The organism is Bradyrhizobium sp., assembly GCF_016219575.1.
GTDB lineage: Bacteria > Pseudomonadota > Alphaproteobacteria > Rhizobiales > Xanthobacteraceae > Bradyrhizobium.
Genome location: NZ_JACRMG010000030.1, coordinates 95,926 through 111,698 on the forward strand (window position 1 = coordinate 95,926; position 15,773 = coordinate 111,698).

Genomic DNA, 15,773 nt, shown 5'->3' on the forward strand with positions numbered 1-15,773 from the left:
TGGGCATGGGAAGGGCCGTTGCAACCAGGCGAAGCGTCAAGCAACCAAGACCCGCTTACCTGCTCGACGAGCAGATCGGTTTTATTCTGCGCCAGGTCTGGCAACGCCATGCCGTGATCTTCGCCCGCGACATCGGCATCAACCTGACGTCGGCGCAGTGGGCGGCGCTTGCCAAATTGACCGAGACCGGGCCGTGCTCGCAGAACCAGCTCGGGCGGCTGACGGCGATGGATGTCGCGACCATCAAGGGCGTAATCGACCGGCTCACCGCGCGCGGCCTGACCGAGACTAGTCCAGATCCTGAAGACGGCCGCCGCCTGCTCGTCAGCCTCACCCGTGCGGGAGTGCAATTGGTCGAAAAAGCCGCGCCCAATGCGCTCGCGATCTCCAGGGAAACGCTGGCGCCGCTCGACGCGAAGGAGCGCGAGACGCTGATGAGCCTGCTGAACAAGCTGCGTTGATTTCGGGCCCCGCAGGGCTACCTGCGTCCGAGAATGCCGCCGACCATGCCGCCGAGCAGGTTGCCCGGACCCTCGAGCACGCCGCCGGGTTTCCTGGGACTTCCCGCGCTACCTTGCCTCGGGCGAGCCGCCGGCTTTTCCTCGCCCGAACTCGTCTCCGCGGGCGCGACGATTTCGGCCAGCAGCGCCTTGTGCTGCAGCTTGTTGAGGAAGCCGCTCATGGGATAGCCGCGCGCAGCCTGCCAGCGCATGATCACGCTCCGCGTGGGATCGTCGAACTTGCCGGTTACGTCGGTATCGAAACCCAGCGCGTTTAGCCGCCGCTGCACTTCGCGGCGTTGGGTCCTGTTGAGGCCGATCTGGTCCTCCGTGATCTGGCTGGATTCCTCGGCAAAGGTGGCCGGATCGATGGCCACGCTCGGATTGCGAGTCATGCCCTCGCCCTTCTCCAGATTGGCGAGGCGCGCCAGCGCCAGCGCCCTGAATTGCCCATTGGGGTAGTTTGCCAGGTAGGCATGCAGTTCCTCTGGCTTGTTCGAGTCCCTGATCGAACGCCAGAATTCGAGCTCGGTTTCCGATGCAGCCTTGACCATGGAGGCTGGCGTATCGGCGGCAGCGGCGGGCGATCCGGCCGGGACGGCGACCGGATTGAGATAGACAGAGCCTATGAGATTGGTGTGGCCCCAAGGCAATTGGCCCTTGCTGGTCTCTTCGTTGACCTGCGCGCGGACCTGCGTCATCGCCTGCTGAATCTCGATTCCGGGCTGCGCGATGTTTGCCAGCAGCGCCCGGGTAAATGGACTATTGGATCCTTGCTGGCCGTCCGATGCAGTTTGCCCGGGACCAGTGGCGAACGCGATCAGTGTACCTTCGCCGGATTTCATTTCGGCCAGGCCAGTGTGCACTGTAACGCTGCGCGAGCGTGCAGCGGACCTGATTTTCGACGCGAACGGGTTGTCGCGGCAGGCATCGAGGAAAACGAGCTTGACCTTGGCGTCTCCCATGGTCTGGTCCAGCGTAACATCGATGTTGATCGCGTTACCGAGCTTGACGTCCATTTCGGACCTGATGTCGACGTCGACCGGCAACAGGTAATTGGTGCCGTCCACCGCGATGCCATGGCCCGCGTAAAAGAACATCGCAACGTCGGCGCCCTGCGCCCGCTTGCCAAATTCGATCAGCCGCTCGGTCATCTTGTCGCGGCCGAGATTGATACCTTCGACCACCTCGAAGCCGACGTTGCGGAGCAACGACGCCATCGACCTCGCATCGATCGGCGGGTTGGGAAGCGGCGTCACGTTCTTGTAGGCGCCGTTGCCGACGACGAAGGCGACGCGTTTGCCGGCCGTTGCGGTATCCGCGCCGGCAAGCATTCCCAGAACCGTCAATGCAATGATCAGGAAGCGCATGGTCTGCCGATCCCAAGATTTCTCATGTTTTGCGGTGCCGCCGGGCGCCGCATCATGGCTGAATCCCAGTTAGCGCTGCCGCAGGCCGGAAACGTTGATTTGGCGCAAAAGGTTACGCGGACTTCGAGCGGGGCTGGAATCCCCGGTGGGCGGTGCCGGGCCTTCACTGATCCGGACGCCGTGCGAAAAATTCGCGCCTGAAGTGTGAGAGCCGTTGGAGGCACGTGCCTGGCGATTGCCGGCATGCGGCCGCTGCCGCCCGCGGAAACCTCCGGCAACAACGCACAGCGGTTCGACTGCGGAGAGGAAAAGCGCTTATTCGCTATTCTCCTGCTTCATTATCTCAGCTTTGGTCTCCAGATCTTCCATGATTTTCCTGAGTTGTTGCTCTCCGGTGCTTTGAACACTCGCTTCCACGATTTCCACCAGGCCCAGTCGGTGGGCGATTTCCTGCTTTGCGGCTGCTGCATCGGGAACTTTGGCGTTCCAATATTTGCTGCCGTCTCCCACCCGGGACAACGCGCCTCCTCGCGTGAGCGAGATGCTCTCGACCTCGTAGGTCTTGGGGTTGATGCCAAAGAAGTTCGTCGTGATCTGATCTTCCGGTTTCGCCATCTACCGTACCTCCGTGACTTCTATCGAATTCCCCCAGGATTGTTGGCAAGCAAACGCCGAGTTGCTGTTGATCTTGCTCAAGTTCTGGAACGCGCCGCCATCTGCAGAGCAGGGGCCGGTCCGGATCGGGCGGAGGGTCTGTCGGGATCAGGGCTGTGGTGCGGCTTGCTCGGCCAGATGGCGATAGCGCGTCAGGCTGTTGCCGAGATGGGTGCGCATGGCGCGCCGCGCCGCCGCGACATCGCGCGCGCGTATCGCGGCAGCGATCTGGCGATGTTCGTTCTGGATCTTCTTCAAATAGGTGGTCTGCCGGTTGCCGGAGGTTACCGTGGCACGCACGCTCTGCCGGGGGATGACATGCCGGCCGATGAAGCGCAGGAATTCAGCGTAGTGCAGGTTGGCGGTGGCTTCGGCGATCGCCATGTGAAAGGCGAAATCCTCCGATATCGCCGTGTCGCCGCGCCGGATGGCGCGATCGACGTCGGCGAGCGCCTCTTCAATCGCCTCAATCGCCGGGTTCGTTGCGCGTTCAGCCGCAAGCGCCGCGGCCTCGACCTCCACGGCAAGCCGAAGCTCCATCACGCCGATGACGTCGGCGATGGACGCCAGGCCGTCGGGGTCGATTCTGAAAGAAATCCGCGCTTGATCCGGAGCGACGAAGGCGCCCGCACCCTGGCGGGTGATGACCAATCCATTGGCCTTCAGCGCCGCCACGGCCTCGCGCACGACGGTGCGGCTGACGCGCATTGCGCTCATCATCTCCGCTTCCGTCGGCAGCCGCGCGCCCGGCGCCAGCCGGCCGCTGGCGATCTCGCCGGAGATGCGATCGATTACCTCCGATGTGCGGTTGCGAACCGGACGAAGCGGAGCGAGCAGCGCATGCTTGTCAGCGCTGTCGGGCGCTGCTATCCATTCGTGTTGTACGGTCATCGTACAAGTCTAGCATCGCCCCGGAGGCCGTACAAGATTCCCGGCAAGGGAATGGACGGAACGCGGGGGCGCAACGAGACAAGCGGGTCTGGCGGCGCCTTGCCGCCGAGCCGCGAACCGATCCGGGGCCGGAACGCGAACAAGGGAGTGCGCCACCATGAAGCGACGCGATTTTCTCAAGCTCGGGGCGGCTGCGACAGCCGCCGGAGCGCTTGGCACGACATCCGCCTTCGCGCAGGCGAAGATCGTGCTCAAGGCGACGGACGTACATCCGCTCGGCTATCCGACCGTCGAGGCGGTCGAACGCATGGGCAAGAAACTCGAAGCCGCCAGCGGCGGACGTCTGTCGATCCAGATGTTCCCGTCGATGCAGCTCGGCGGCGAAAAGGAGATGATCGAACAGGCGCAGGTCGGCGCCTTGCAGATCGCCCGCATCTCTGTCGGCCCGATGGGGCCGCTGGTGCCGGAACTCAACGTCTTTAATCTGCCGTTCATCTTCCGCGACGAAGCGCACATGGAGAAGGTGATCGACGGGCCGATCGGCGACGAACTGCTGAAGAAGCTCTCCGATCACCCCACCGCCGGCCTGATCGGCCTCTGCTACATGAATGCGGGCGTTCGCAACGTCTACAACTCGAAGAAGCCGATCGAGAAAATAGAGGATCTCAAGGGTCTCAAGATCCGCATGATGGGCAATCCGCTGTTCGTCGACACCATGAACTCGCTCGGCGGCAACGGCGTCGCGATGGGCTTCGACCAGCTCACCAACGCCATGCAGACCGGCGTCGTCGACGGCGCCGAGAACAACGAGCCCAGCTACGAGAGCGGCCAGCACTATCGCTACGCCAAATATTACTCGAAGACCGGGCACCTGATGATCCCCGAGCTTCTGGTGTTCTCCAAGGTGACCTGGGAGAAGCTTTCGAAGGATGACCAGGCAATGATCGCGAAATTCGCCAGGGAAGCCCAGCAGGAGCAGCGCCAGCTCTGGCACGCACGCGAGGCGGAGTCGCTGAAGAAGATGAAGGAAGCCGGAGCGGTCGTGACCGAAGTCGCCGACCGCAAGCCGTTCCAGGAGGCCGTCAAGCCGGTATGGGACAAATACGGCGCCCAGCACAAGGCGTTGATCCAGCGCATCCAGGACGCCAAGTGACGCGGACGTGAAACGCCGGAGCCGGCGAGATCGCCGGCTCGGCTTCCGCCAGGCGGGCAGCGGCGCCTGCCCGGTCTTGCGCGATTGCCGGCCCTAGATCGGCGCGAAGGGGGAATTGGAATGAAAGCGCAGTATTTTCGCGCGATGGATGCGATCCATCAGGCCTGCCTGTTCGTCGCAGGCTGCTGCCTTGTCGTCATCGTGTTGATCATCCCGTATGGCGTTTTCTGCCGCTACGTGCTCAACAGCGCCGCGTCCTGGCCCGAGCCGGTCGCCATCCTGCTGATGATCATCCTGTCCTTCCTGTCCGCGGTCGTGTGCTATCGCGAATACCTGCATATCGGCGTCGGCGTGCTGCCGATGTTCCTGAAGGAGCCGGCGAAGAGCTATCTCGGCTGGTTCCTCGAAATGTGCATGCTCATCACCAACCTGTTCATGCTGTGGTGGGGCATCAAGCTGGTGCACACCACCTGGTTCCAGGGCATTCCCGAATTCCCGCTCATCTCGGTCGGCATGTCATACCTGCCAATCCCGATCGGCGGCGGGCTCACCGCGCTGTTCGTGATCGAGCGGTTCATGACGCAGAAATTCTTCTCCGAGCCCGAGCCGGAGACCGTCAGCCAGTTCGCGACCGAGTAGGCAGGGATCCCGCGAAATGGACGTTTTCGTTCTGATCGGAACCTTTGCCGTCGTCTGCCTGCTCGGCATGCCGGTCGCCTATGCGCTCGGCATCGCAGCCATCGCAGCGGCCCTGTGGATCGACATCCCGCTCGAAGCGGTGATGCTCAAGGTCTCGGGCGGCATGAGCGGCTTCTCGCTGCTGGCGATCCCGTTCTTCATCCTGGCCGGCTCCATCATGGCGGTCGGCGGCATGGCCGAACGCCTGGTCAACCTCGCCAAGGTGTTCGTCGGCTTCATCCGTGGCGGCATGGCACTGGTGAACATCCTTGCCTCGACGATGTTCGGCTGCATCTCCGGCTCGTCGGTCGCCGACACCGCCGCGGTCGGCTCGGTGATGATCCCGCAGATGATCAAGAACGGCTATCCGCGGCTGTTCGCCGTCAACGTCACGATCTCCGGCTCGCTGCAGCCGCTGCTGGTGCCGCCGTCGCACAACATGATCATTTACTCGATTGCGGCCGGCGGCACGATCTCGGTGGCGCATCTGTTCATGGGCGGCATCATCCCGGCCCTGTTGCTTGGGCTGTCTCTCATCATCCTGGTGCTGATCATCGCGCATCGCGAGAACTTTCCGAAGGGCGAGGTGGTGCCGCTCCGGCAGGCCCTGAAGATCGCGCTCGATGCCGTCTGGGGCATGGTCACGGTGTTCATCATCCTTGGCGGCATTCTTTCGGGCGTGTTCACGCCGACCGAAGCCGGCGCGGTCGCCTGTGTCTACGCGTTCCTGGTCACCATGTTCGTCTACCGCGACGTGAAATGGAGCGAACTGCCCAAGCTGATCGGTCGCGTGGTGCGCACCGTCGGCATGGTCATGATCATGATCGGATTCTCGATCGCCTTCGGCTACATGATGGCGATCATGCGCATTCCGGCGATCGCCACGCAGTTCTTCATCGACATCTCCAGCGACAAATACATGTTCCTGCTCTGGATCAATATTCTGTTGCTGCTGCTCGGGACCTTCATGGACCTCGCGCCGATGTTGTTGATCTGTACGCCGATCTTCCTGCCGGTGATCAAGGCGTTCGGCATCGATCCGGTGCATTTCGGCATCGTCATGATCCTCAATCTCGGCATCGGCCTGCTTACTCCGCCGGTCGGCCCGACAATGGTCGTCGGCTGCGCCATCGGCAAGGTGAGCATGGAAGCCGTATCGCGCAGCATCCTGGTGTTCTATATCCCCATGCTGATCGTGCTGGCGCTGGTCACCTATATTCCCGAGCTAACGCTCTGGCTGCCGCGCATGCTGCTCGGCAAGTAACGCACGAGAGCCGCGATGGCGGCCGATGTTGGCGCGAACCAGTTGCGTGCGTTGAATGCCAGCTCAACCGGAGGCGGATCGATGATCTCGAGGCTGATCGTGCGGGTCGCTTTGGGCGTGGCTGCCGGCGTGGCTGTTGTGATCACCTTGATCACAATCCAGCCACCCGCGTGGATCGTATTGCTGGTCGGATCGATGGTGCTGGCCGGGCTCTACATCCACGTAAGAAAGAACTCGCGCTTCGACCCGCTGGACCCGCGCTTCGGCAGCTGCATCCCGCCACCGCCAAGGCAAAGGGATCAATAGCCGTGATCCTCTGCCCGTGTGTGACGCGATGCGCCCTCGCGCCGTGCCGCACGGGGTTGCGTCAGCGCGGCACGATCTCCGGCACCTTGCCCGCAGGCGGCGTGTTACGGCTGCGCTGGGTGCAGACGATGCCGTCGATGACGGTCATGCCGATGCCCGGGAGGTCGCCGAGCTGCACGCTCTCCAGAATGTTCCTGCCCGGCGAATGCTGCGCCTTGTCCATGAGGACGAAGTCCGCGGCGCGGCCGATTTCGATCAGGCCGCAGTCGAGCTCGCGCATCCGCGCGGTATTGCCGGTGGCAAGGCAGAAGGCGATCTCGGCCGGCAATTCGCCCAGCGAGGACAGCATCGAGACCATGCGCAGAATGCCGAGCGGCTGCACGCCGGAGCCGGCCGGCGCATCGGTGCCGAGGATGACGCGGTGAAGATCGCCCATCTCGCGCGCGGTGCGCAGCGTGAACAGCGCCGAGCGCTCATTGCCGTTGTGCACGAGCTCGAGCCCGCGCTTGCAGCCCTCGCAGATGCAACGGATCTGGTCGTCGGGCAGCGCGGTGTGGCCGCCATTGATGTGACCGATCACGTCGGTGTCCGCCTCCAGCACGACGTCCTTGTCGATCAGGCCGGAGCCGGGGATCGAGGGACCGCCGGTGTGGATGGTGCTCTGGATGCCGTATTTGCGCGCCCAGCCGACCATCTTGCGTGCGGTCGGTCCGTCCTTCACCCCGCCGAGGCCGACTTCGCCGAGCAGCTTGACGCCGGCTGCGGCCATCTCCTTGAAATCCTCCTCGACCATCTCGCATTCGATCACGGGCGCACCGGCATGCACCTTCACGCCGCCCGGACGCAGCGTCCAGAACGCGCGTTGCGCAAAGATCGCCATGGCCTTCAGCCCGACGACGTCGCGCGGACGGCCGGGCATGTGCACTTCGCCGGCCGAGATCATGGTGGTGACGCCGCCGTGCAGATAGCTGTCGATCCAGTTGATCTGGTTCTGCCGCGGCGTCCAGTCGCCGGCGACGGGATGGACGTGGCTGTCGATCAGGCCGGGCGCCACCGTGGTGCCGTTGGCGTCGACGATGGTGGTGGCGCCCTCGGTGTTGACGTCCTTCAGCCGTCCGATGGCGGTGATTTTCCCGTTCTCGGCGACGATGGTGTCGGCGTCGAGGATCGGTTTCTCCAGCGCCCCCGACAGCAATAGCCCGATGTTGCGGATGACCAGCTTGCTGGGGCCGGTCGCCTGGGGTGCGTCGTGGGCCATGGGGCGGTTCCCTTGTTGAAATTACTGGCGAATTTGAGCCCGGCTTGACCTTCGGATCAAGCCGGATTATTTGTTTGTATACGAATGATCGTATACGAATGAATTGGCCGGTCAACGGCCCGGCAAGCGAGCCGGAGCGGGTTCAGGAAAAGCGTCATGAGCAATTTCAACCAGGAGAGCGTCACCAGCGTCCACCACTGGACCGACAATTTGTTCTCCTTCACCACCACGCGCGATCCCTCGTTCCGCTTCCGCAACGGCGAGTTTACCATGATCGGGCTGAAGGTCGGCGAGAAGCCGCTGCTGCGCGCCTACAGCGTCGCCAGCGCGAACTACGAAGACCAGCTCGAGTTCTTCTCGATCAAGGTGCAGGACGGCCCGCTGACCTCGCGCCTGCAACACCTGCAAGTCGGCGATCCCATCATCGTCAGCCGCAAGGCGACCGGCACACTGGTCATCGACAACATCGAGAGTGGCCGCAACCTGTACCTGGTCGGCACCGGCACGGGGCTGGCGCCGTTCCTCTCCGTGGTCAAGGATCCCGAGACCTATGAGCGCTTCGAGAAGGTCGTGCTTCTGCACGGCTGCCGCCGCGTCAAGGAGCTTGCCTATGGCGAGATGATCACCGAGAAGCTGCCGAAGGACGAACTGATCGGCGACTACATCCGCAACCAGCTGATCTATTACCCGACCGTGACGCGCGATCCCTTCCGCAACCGCGGCCGCATCACCGACCTCATCACGTCGGGAAAGCTGTTCGAGGACATCGGCCTGCCGCAGCTCGATCCCGCGCATGACCGCATCATGATCTGCGGCAGCCCGGCACTGGTTGCCGACACCCGCGTGCTTCTCGGCGATCGCGGCTTCGTCGAGGGCAATCACGGCGAGCCCGCGCAGTTCGTGGTCGAAAAGGCTTTTGCCGAGCGCTGACTACCTCCCGAGCGCAGGGCAATCACTGGGCGTGACGGCAATGCCGTCACGCCCTTTTTCTTTTGTGCGGGCTGCAGCCGCATCTCCTCGTTTGACCTCTCCCAAAGGGAGAGGTCGGAACGCATCGCAAGATGCGTTCCGGGTGAGGGGTTGTGCTCTCTCGTGGGACCTGAAGCCCTCACCCGGCGCTACGCGCCGACCTCTCCCTCCGGGAGAGGTGAAAGACCTGGCGCTATCGATTCAATCAATTGATCCCAGCTACCGCTGCGGGCCCATCAGCCGGTCGTCGTTCTCGGCGCAGAGCACGTGGTGATGCAAATTGGCGATCCACTGCCGGCCGGACACGGTCATGGCGAGATATTTGATCGCACCGCCGAGATGCTCAGACACCGTGTTCCAGTAGAAGCTCGGATAACGGTCGATCAGATCGGCGGGCGAGGAATAGCCGAGCTGGCGGTTCATGCCGACCTCCTCGAACTCCCAGAATAGCGCATTGGCCTTGCGGGAATAGAGGGGATCGCCGAGCTGGCCGATGAGATCGGCAGCCTGCACCAGCCGCGGCTCCTGCGAAAGCTCGGCGGCGTCCCTCATGGGCGGCGGCGGAAAGCGCGTGCATTCGATCGCGTCGGTGATGCGCTGGACGTCGATGCGCGGGGATTTTTCCAGCCGCTCGCGGGCAAAGATCTTCGAACGCTCGACATGGTAGGGCGCCAGCGCCGCGTCCGAGGCGCCGCGCGGCAGCTCGATGGTCGTGCCGGCGTCGTCGATGATGAACTCGTCGGCGGTGTCGCCGCTCAGCACGCCCCGCATGTAGCCGATGTCGTGCAGCAGGCAGGCCACGGTCAGATGCGCATAGTCCTCCGGCTCGATGCGGTGCGCCAGCGCCATGCCCTGCAATATGTCGCGGCCGACCAGGGTGACCTGAAAAGTATGCTCGTAGTTGTGATAGAGGGCGTCACTGCGGGCAAGGCATTCGATGGTGGAGCGCGCCAGCGTGCCGAGCCGCTCGGCGAGATCATCATGGGTGGTACCGAAAATACTTCGGAAGTCCTTGGTGAGGAAACCACCAAGCTTCTTGGCTGCCGATGCGGTGATGGTTTTCACGCAACGCCTCCCACGCCGGTGTCGATCCTAACATTTCCCCTGCAAACGAGAAGCGGAAAGCGGCGCGCCCGACGGTGTCAGGGGAGGGGGCTCCGCTGTTCTCTTATCGCCTTGGCGCGGAAGAGATGTTGCGTCCCGTCAAATCCATCGCGCGGCCGGTGCCGGCCATCGCGGCGGCGCACGTCCCGGTGCAAACGAGCGCGCGTCGTCGCCGCCACAGCCGCAAGTAGCTCGCTCGATCCTGCGCGATTCCAGGTCGCCGGCGCCCGCGGCATTGGCAGGAAATTCGATGCGGCTTGCCGGACCTCGCGCATGTCCGACTAAGCTGCTGATAGCAAAGAACATCTGCGGCCGGGAGGCGCGGTTGCAAACGACGGGATTTCGCGCGAGTTCGCGTTCCACGGCAGGCTTAATTAAACGCTAACGCGACCCTGCTAAATTCTGCACATGCCCATGCATCCGGCGATGAGGCCGGCATGCGTCGAACGATGTTCGGCTCTCATTTCAGGACCACGTCAGATGTTCTCCCGCATCAGCTTCAAGCTCGCCCTGATCATCGGCATCAGCCTCGTCGGCATGCTCGCGATGGGCCCGATCGCGCTCTACGAAATGCGCTCCCAGATGATGACGGACCGCCAGGCCAAGACCCAGCAGATGGTCGATATCGGCTACGGCATCCTCGCCCATTACCAGAAGCTGGAAACCGACGGGAAGATGTCGAAAGCCGATGCCCAGGCCGCGGCGATCGCCGAGATCAAGGGGCTGCGCTACGACAAGGTCGAGTATTTCTGGATCAACGACATGTCGCCGAAGATGGTGATGCATCCGATTCGGCCGGAACTCGACGGCAAGGACCTCAGCGAGAACAAGGATCCTTCCGGCAACCGCCTTTTCATCGGCTTCGTGGACGTCGTGAAGAAGCAGGGCGCCGGCTTCTACGCCTATCTGTGGCCCAAGCCCGGCTTCGACAAGCCGGTGTCGAAGATTTCCTATGTGAAGGGCTTCGCGCCGTGGGGCTGGATCATCGGCACCGGCATCTATCTCGACGACGTCGATGCCGTGTTCCGCCAAACCGCCATCACGTTCGGGATCATTGCGCTGATCCTTCTCGCGGTCGTGCTGGTTGCCTCGGTCATCATCAGCCGCAGCGTCACAAAGCCGCTCAACGTGATTACCGACCTCACCGGACGGCTCGCCGCCGGCGACCAGGCGTTCGAGGTGCCCTACACGGCGCGCAAGGATGAGATCGGCGGGCTTGCCAAGGCGCTCGGCGTGTTCAAGGACAACGCCGGCGCAATGGCGAAGATGCATGCCGAGCAGGCGGAGATGAAGCAGAAGGCCGACGCCGAGAAGCGCCGCACCATGATGGAATTCGCCGGCAAGTTCGAGGCGAGCGTGCAGGCCGTGGTCGGCGAAGTCATCGCCGATTCCGGCGACATGCGCGAGGCGGCCCAGAGCATGTCGCAGAACGCAGGCGCGGCCTCCGAGCGCTCGAAGGTGGTGGCAGATGCCTGCCAGGAGGCGTCGGAGAACGTGCAGACAGTGGCCTCTGCCGCCGAAGAGCTGTCGGCCTCGATCGCCGAGATCGGCCAGCGCGTGACGCAGGCGGCGCAGGTCGCCGACAAGGCCGCAGGCGACGGCCAGCGCACCAACCAGGCGGTCGAAGGCCTGGCCGCCGCCGCCGACAAGATCGGCGAGGTCATCAATCTCATCAACAACATCGCCTCGCAGACCAACCTGCTGGCGCTGAACGCGACCATCGAGGCGGCGCGCGCAGGCGAGGCCGGCAAGGGCTTTGCGGTGGTGGCAAGCGAGGTGAAGTCGCTGGCGAGCCAGACGGCGAAGGCGACGGAGGAGATCAGCGCCCAGATCACGGCGATCCAGACCGAGACCAAGCAGGTGGTCGAGAACATCCAGGGCATCTGCGCCACCATCCTGCAGGTCAACGAGATCTCGTCGTCGATCGCCGCCGCCGTCGCCGAGCAGGGCGCCGCGACCCAGGAGATCGCCGCCAGCGTGCAGCGCGCGGCCTCGGGCACCAACGCGGTGTCGCAGAACATCACCAGCGTGACGTCGGCCACGACGCAAACCGGCGAGGTGGCGCATGTGGTGCTGCAGTCGAGCGACAAGCTTGCCGGCAAGCTGCAGGTCCTGCAGCGCGAGGTGTCGGAATTCATCGCCGGCCTGCGCGCGGCGTAACTATCGCGCACTATCTCTTGCGTCGGAGTGCGGGGCTTACCCCTCTCCCCAACCCTCCCCCGCAAGGGGGGAGGGAGCCTGACCAATGTGCTTGCGTGACATTACGTCACGGCTATTTCCCGATTTGATTGTTCTTGTCAGGAACGCAGCGGCGGCAGGGTTCCCTCTCCCCTTGCTTGCGGGAGAGAGTTAGGGAGAGGGGTGCCGCTTGCTCCGCTGCCAGTGAAGTGTAGAGAAACGCCAATTGCAGCTTACCTCTCACTCCGCTTCGCGCGGCTTGGTCGCGAACTGCGGGAAGATCTTCGCGACGATCGGGCCGTCGGTGCGCCAGGAATGGCAGCCGTTGATGAAGAACGGCGGCTCCGTGGTGTCGCGGTGGCTGTCCATGGAATCGCCGCCGTCGGGCCGCTTGCCGTAGGACATGGTCTGGAACAGCGTGGTCACCGCCGGGCCGAGCAGCTCGGAGAGATGCGTGCAGGTCTCGAGCTTGCCGATCTTGCGGCGGACCGTCTCTCGCCAGCCGCGGCCGATCTGCTCGCCGACCAGCCGTTGCAGGATGCCCTCGACCTCGACGCAGGTCGGGAAGGGTGTTGCCGCCATGTTGGTCTCGGCCTCGCGGACAACCAGGCCGTCGTCGACGGCAAGGCGCAGGCGGATGTCATGCACGGGCGTGCCGGCCGGAACGTCGCCGCGGAATTGGTCGCGCTGTAGGAAGGGCTTCGTGTCCACCAGCCGCGCCTCGACCTCCCACAGCCCGTCCTCGCGCAGATAGCCGTCGCAGTCGATGGCGCGGCGGTGCATGAGTCGGCGCTTGCCTTGTTGCGTGTTGTTGTTGTCGGGCGTCGGCATGGCCATGATTCCGGTCGGCTGATCTGTTGCGGAAACACAAGCGGCGGCGTGCGCCGATGTCAACGCGCGCCCAGGGAATAGGCAGTTGCGCGTCGCGGCGGCTATGCGTCGGATTCGCGCCATCGGCTCCGGAAAGTCCAACGGGCTGAATTTGCAGGAGATTCGTTCCGGGACGCCGCCACCTCTCGATTGTACACAATGGCATAGGCCTTGCTTCGCCCGGGCAGAGAGTTCTCTCGTTCGGGGCGCAGGTCATGGCGAACGCAAGGGGTTTTTCGCGCGGCATCATCGTCGCGGAGCCTGAGCCGGTCGAACTCGACTGGTCGAAGACCGCCCTCGTCATCATCGACATGCAGCGCGACTTCATGGAGCCGGGCGGCTTCGGCGAGACGCTCGGCAACGACGTGTCGCAGCTTGCGCGAGCGGTGAAGCCGATCTCGGCCGTGCTGGCCGCCGCCCGCGACAACGGCATTGCGGTGATCCATACCCGCGAGGGACATCTGCCCGATTTGTCGGATGCGCCGCCTGCGAAGATCGAGCGCGGCGCGCCATCCCTGCGCATCGGCGATCCCGGCCCGATGGGCCGCATCCTGATCCGCGGCGAGGCCGGCCACGACATCATTCCCGAGCTCTATCCGCTTGCGGGCGAGATCGTGATCGACAAGCCCGGCAAGGGCGCCTTCTACGCCACCGCGCTCGATCAAACCTTGCAGAAGCACGGGATCGAAAACCTGCTGGTGTGCGGCGTCACCACCGAAGTCTGCGTCAACACCACGGTGCGCGAGGCCAATGACCGCGGCTATCGCTGCGTCGTCATTTCCGACGGCTGCGCGTCCTACTTTCCGGAATTTCACGAGATGGGCCTGAAGATGATCAAGGCACAGGGCGGCATCTTCGGCTGGGTCGCGGACTCGGCCGCGGTGCTGCAGGCGATCTATCCGACAACCCAAAAAACTCTTGCTGCGGGGGCATCACGATGAGCACGAGCACGACTGCGATCAAGCCCGACTTCAAGCCGGCGCTGTGGACGCCGGGTGACTGGAACGCGTTCTTCGGTTTCGGCACCAACATCCTTGTCAACATGCTGGTGCTCACCGGTCTGTTGCGCTTCGTGCTGAAGATGCCGGATTCGCTGGTGTTCGGCCGCATCCTGCCGGCGCTCGGCCTGATGATGTGCCTCTCGACGATGTATTACGCCTGGCTCGCCTATCGCCTCGCGCAGAAGACCGGCCGCAATGACGTCTGCGCGCTGCCCTCGGGCGTCAGCGTGCCGCACATGTTCATCGTCACCTTCGTGATCATGCTGCCGATCACCTTGAAGACCGGCGATCCCGTCAAGGGCTGGTCGGCGGGGCTGGTCTGGGTGTTCTTCCAGAGCTTCATCCTGATGATCGGCGGTTTCATCGCGCCTTATATCAGGAGGATCACGCCGCGCGCGGCGCTGCTCGGTACGCTGGCCGGCGTTTCCGTTACCTTCATCTCGATGCGGCCGGCGTTGGAAATGTACATGACGCCGCAGATCGGGCTCGTCTGCTTCGCCATCATCATCGCGAGCTGGTTCGGCGGGGTGAAATATCCGAAGGGAATTCCGGCAGGACTCGTGGCCATCGCAGCCGGCATGTTGATCGCCTGGGGCTCCAATCTGTTCGGCCTCGGACTCGGCGGCCTGAGCCTGAAGGGCGTTGGCGATGCCTTTGCCAATTTCGGCTTCTCGGTGCCGATTCCGGCCATCGGCCAGGTGTTTTCGGGCTTCGAGTTCCTCGGCATTATTCTGGTGACGGCGATTCCGTTCGGCATCTATGACCTCGTCGAGGCCATGGACAATGTCGAAAGCGCGGAAGCGGCCGGCGACGAATATCCGACTACGCGGGTGCTGACCGCCGACGGCGCCGTCAGCCTGATCGGCTGCCTGATGGGAAACCCCTTCATCAACGCCGTCTATATCGGCCATCCCGGCTGGAAGGCGATGGGCGGTCGCATCGGCTATTCCGCGGCGACCGGCATCATGGTGGTGCTGCTGTCCTGGTTCGGCATCATCTCGGTGCTGCTCGCGCTCGTGCCGGTCGTCGCGATCTCGCCGATCCTGCTCTATATCGGCATGCTGATCGGCGCGCAGGCGTTCCAGACCACGCCGGTGAAACATGCGCCCGCGGTCGTGCTGGCGCTGACGCCGCACCTGGCCGCGTGGGCCAAGCTGCAGATCGACACCATGCTCGGCGCGACGCTGACCGCGGCGCAAGGCGTCGGCGCCATGGCCGCCGACAAGGCGGCTGCGGTGAAGGCGGCCGCGATCGCCTCGCTGCCGCAGCAGGGCGTGATCTATCATGGCCTGGAAGTGATGGGCGGCGGCTCGATCCTCACCGGTCTGGTGCTGGGCGCCATCGGCGTGTTCGTGATCGAGCGCGACTTCGTGAAGGCGGCGGCCTTTTCGCTGGCCGGCGCGGTGCTGACCTATTTCGGCTTCATGCACGGCGAAGCCGTTGGCATCGGCGGCGGCCTTGGCGTCACGCCGCCGGTGGCGCTGGCCTATGTGGTTGTCGCCGCGATCCTCTACGGGTTGGCGAAGTCCGAGACGGCGCCGGTGTCGAACGCGGTGGCGGCCCCGGCGGAGTGAGGA

General features: G+C 63.9%; 15 protein-coding genes. 9 read left to right on the top strand and 6 right to left on the bottom strand.

The features are described from left to right. Positions 1-5 precede the first annotated feature (5 nt). Entirely contained in the window at positions 6-461 is a 456-nt protein-coding gene (locus HZB49_RS24225) for a MarR family transcriptional regulator (protein ID WP_291615963.1), read from the top strand. 17 nt (positions 462-478) lie between these two features. Here HZB49_RS24225 and HZB49_RS24230 read toward each other — a convergent pair whose 3' ends face one another. The 3 genes from HZB49_RS24230 to HZB49_RS24240 all read right to left on the bottom strand — a co-directional run bounded on the left by HZB49_RS24230 (position 479) and on the right by HZB49_RS24240 (position 3,415). Beyond that, entirely contained in the window at positions 479-1,870 is a 1,392-nt protein-coding gene (locus HZB49_RS24230) for a caspase family protein (protein WP_291615965.1), read from the bottom strand. Between the two features lie 315 nt (positions 1,871-2,185). Continuing rightward, on the bottom strand, positions 2,186-2,485 hold the full coding sequence (locus tag HZB49_RS24235; protein WP_291615967.1) for a hypothetical protein: 300 nt from the start codon (positions 2,483-2,485) through the stop codon (positions 2,186-2,188). A 147-nt stretch (positions 2,486-2,632) separates the two neighbouring features. Beyond that, positions 2,633-3,415 carry an FCD domain-containing protein gene (locus tag HZB49_RS24240; RefSeq protein ID WP_291615970.1) on the bottom strand — a complete coding sequence of 261 codons (783 nt, stop codon included), beginning with the start codon at positions 3,413-3,415 and terminating at the stop codon, positions 2,633-2,635. A gap of 157 nt (positions 3,416-3,572) precedes the next feature. On the opposite strand from HZB49_RS24240, the gene HZB49_RS24245 reads away from it, so the two are divergent. From HZB49_RS24245 to HZB49_RS24260, 4 genes are all read left to right on the top strand, one after another. After that, positions 3,573-4,568 (top strand): TRAP transporter substrate-binding protein, encoded by a 996-nt coding sequence (locus HZB49_RS24245; RefSeq protein WP_291615972.1) that lies wholly within the window; start codon positions 3,573-3,575, stop codon positions 4,566-4,568. 120 nt (positions 4,569-4,688) lie between these two features. Beyond that, positions 4,689-5,207, top strand: a complete 519-nt coding sequence (locus HZB49_RS24250) for a TRAP transporter small permease (protein WP_291615973.1) — start codon at positions 4,689-4,691, stop codon at positions 5,205-5,207. A gap of 16 nt (positions 5,208-5,223) precedes the next feature. Then, positions 5,224-6,510: a TRAP transporter large permease gene (locus tag HZB49_RS24255; RefSeq protein ID WP_291615974.1), complete on the top strand. Its 1,287-nt coding sequence runs from the start codon at positions 5,224-5,226 to the stop codon at positions 6,508-6,510. Positions 6,511-6,525: 15 nt separating this feature from the next. Then, a complete protein-coding gene (locus HZB49_RS24260) occupies positions 6,526-6,816 on the top strand; it encodes a hypothetical protein (protein ID WP_291615975.1) in 291 nt (96 codons plus the stop codon). 61 nt (positions 6,817-6,877) lie between these two features. Here the strand turns inward: HZB49_RS24260 and HZB49_RS24265 are convergent, their stop codons facing one another. Next, positions 6,878-8,074 (bottom strand): amidohydrolase family protein, encoded by a 1,197-nt coding sequence (locus tag HZB49_RS24265; protein ID WP_291615976.1) that lies wholly within the window; start codon positions 8,072-8,074, stop codon positions 6,878-6,880. Positions 8,075-8,230: 156 nt separating this feature from the next. Here HZB49_RS24265 and HZB49_RS24270 point away from each other — a divergent pair, with 156 nt between their 5' ends. Next, positions 8,231-9,004 (top strand): ferredoxin--NADP reductase, encoded by a 774-nt coding sequence (locus HZB49_RS24270; RefSeq protein WP_291615977.1) that lies wholly within the window; start codon positions 8,231-8,233, stop codon positions 9,002-9,004. Between the two features lie 258 nt (positions 9,005-9,262). Here HZB49_RS24270 and HZB49_RS24275 read toward each other — a convergent pair whose 3' ends face one another. Beyond that, positions 9,263-10,108: an HD domain-containing protein gene (locus tag HZB49_RS24275; protein ID WP_291615978.1), complete on the bottom strand. Its 846-nt coding sequence runs from the start codon at positions 10,106-10,108 to the stop codon at positions 9,263-9,265. A gap of 519 nt (positions 10,109-10,627) precedes the next feature. Between HZB49_RS24275 and HZB49_RS24280 the strand changes: the two genes are divergently transcribed. After that, positions 10,628-12,307, top strand: coding sequence for a cache domain-containing protein (locus HZB49_RS24280; protein ID WP_291615979.1), 1,680 nt, complete (start codon positions 10,628-10,630; stop codon positions 12,305-12,307). A 258-nt stretch (positions 12,308-12,565) separates the two neighbouring features. Here HZB49_RS24280 and HZB49_RS24285 read toward each other — a convergent pair whose 3' ends face one another. Continuing rightward, a complete protein-coding gene (locus HZB49_RS24285; RefSeq protein ID WP_291615980.1) occupies positions 12,566-13,156 on the bottom strand; it encodes a DUF2889 domain-containing protein in 591 nt (196 codons plus the stop codon). A 254-nt stretch (positions 13,157-13,410) separates the two neighbouring features. Here HZB49_RS24285 and HZB49_RS24290 point away from each other — a divergent pair, with 254 nt between their 5' ends. Together HZB49_RS24290 and HZB49_RS24295 are read left to right on the top strand one after the other, a co-directional pair. Next, complete coding sequence (locus HZB49_RS24290) at positions 13,411-14,136, top strand: cysteine hydrolase (protein ID WP_291615981.1); 726 nt, start codon at positions 13,411-13,413, stop codon at positions 14,134-14,136. Beyond that, positions 14,133-15,770: a regulator gene (locus tag HZB49_RS24295; RefSeq protein ID WP_291615982.1), complete on the top strand. Its 1,638-nt coding sequence runs from the start codon at positions 14,133-14,135 to the stop codon at positions 15,768-15,770. Before HZB49_RS24290 ends, HZB49_RS24295 begins: the two co-directional genes overlap by 4 nt. Positions 15,771-15,773: the final 3 nt, after the last annotated feature.

Bases quoted from the DNA above. Each gene is read 5' to 3' on its own strand.
- HZB49_RS24225 (WP_291615963.1), top strand. From the start codon at position 6: ATGGGAAGGGCCGTTGCAACCAGGCGAAGCGTCAAGCAACCAAGACCC.
- HZB49_RS24230 (WP_291615965.1), bottom strand. From the start codon at position 1,870: ATGCGCTTCCTGATCATTGCATTGACGGTTCTGGGAATGCTTGCCGGC.
- HZB49_RS24235 (WP_291615967.1), bottom strand. From the start codon at position 2,485: ATGGCGAAACCGGAAGATCAGATCACGACGAACTTCTTTGGCATCAAC.
- HZB49_RS24240 (WP_291615970.1), bottom strand. From the start codon at position 3,415: ATGACCGTACAACACGAATGGATAGCAGCGCCCGACAGCGCTGACAAG.
- HZB49_RS24245 (WP_291615972.1), top strand. From the start codon at position 3,573: ATGAAGCGACGCGATTTTCTCAAGCTCGGGGCGGCTGCGACAGCCGCC.
- HZB49_RS24250 (WP_291615973.1), top strand. From the start codon at position 4,689: ATGAAAGCGCAGTATTTTCGCGCGATGGATGCGATCCATCAGGCCTGC.
- HZB49_RS24255 (WP_291615974.1), top strand. From the start codon at position 5,224: ATGGACGTTTTCGTTCTGATCGGAACCTTTGCCGTCGTCTGCCTGCTC.
- HZB49_RS24260 (WP_291615975.1), top strand. From the start codon at position 6,526: ATGGCGGCCGATGTTGGCGCGAACCAGTTGCGTGCGTTGAATGCCAGC.
- HZB49_RS24265 (WP_291615976.1), bottom strand. From the start codon at position 8,074: ATGGCCCACGACGCACCCCAGGCGACCGGCCCCAGCAAGCTGGTCATC.
- HZB49_RS24270 (WP_291615977.1), top strand. From the start codon at position 8,231: ATGAGCAATTTCAACCAGGAGAGCGTCACCAGCGTCCACCACTGGACC.
- HZB49_RS24280 (WP_291615979.1), top strand. From the start codon at position 10,628: ATGTTCTCCCGCATCAGCTTCAAGCTCGCCCTGATCATCGGCATCAGC.
- HZB49_RS24285 (WP_291615980.1), bottom strand. From the start codon at position 13,156: ATGCCGACGCCCGACAACAACAACACGCAACAAGGCAAGCGCCGACTC.
- HZB49_RS24290 (WP_291615981.1), top strand. From the start codon at position 13,411: ATGGCGAACGCAAGGGGTTTTTCGCGCGGCATCATCGTCGCGGAGCCT.
- HZB49_RS24295 (WP_291615982.1), top strand. From the start codon at position 14,133: ATGAGCACGAGCACGACTGCGATCAAGCCCGACTTCAAGCCGGCGCTG.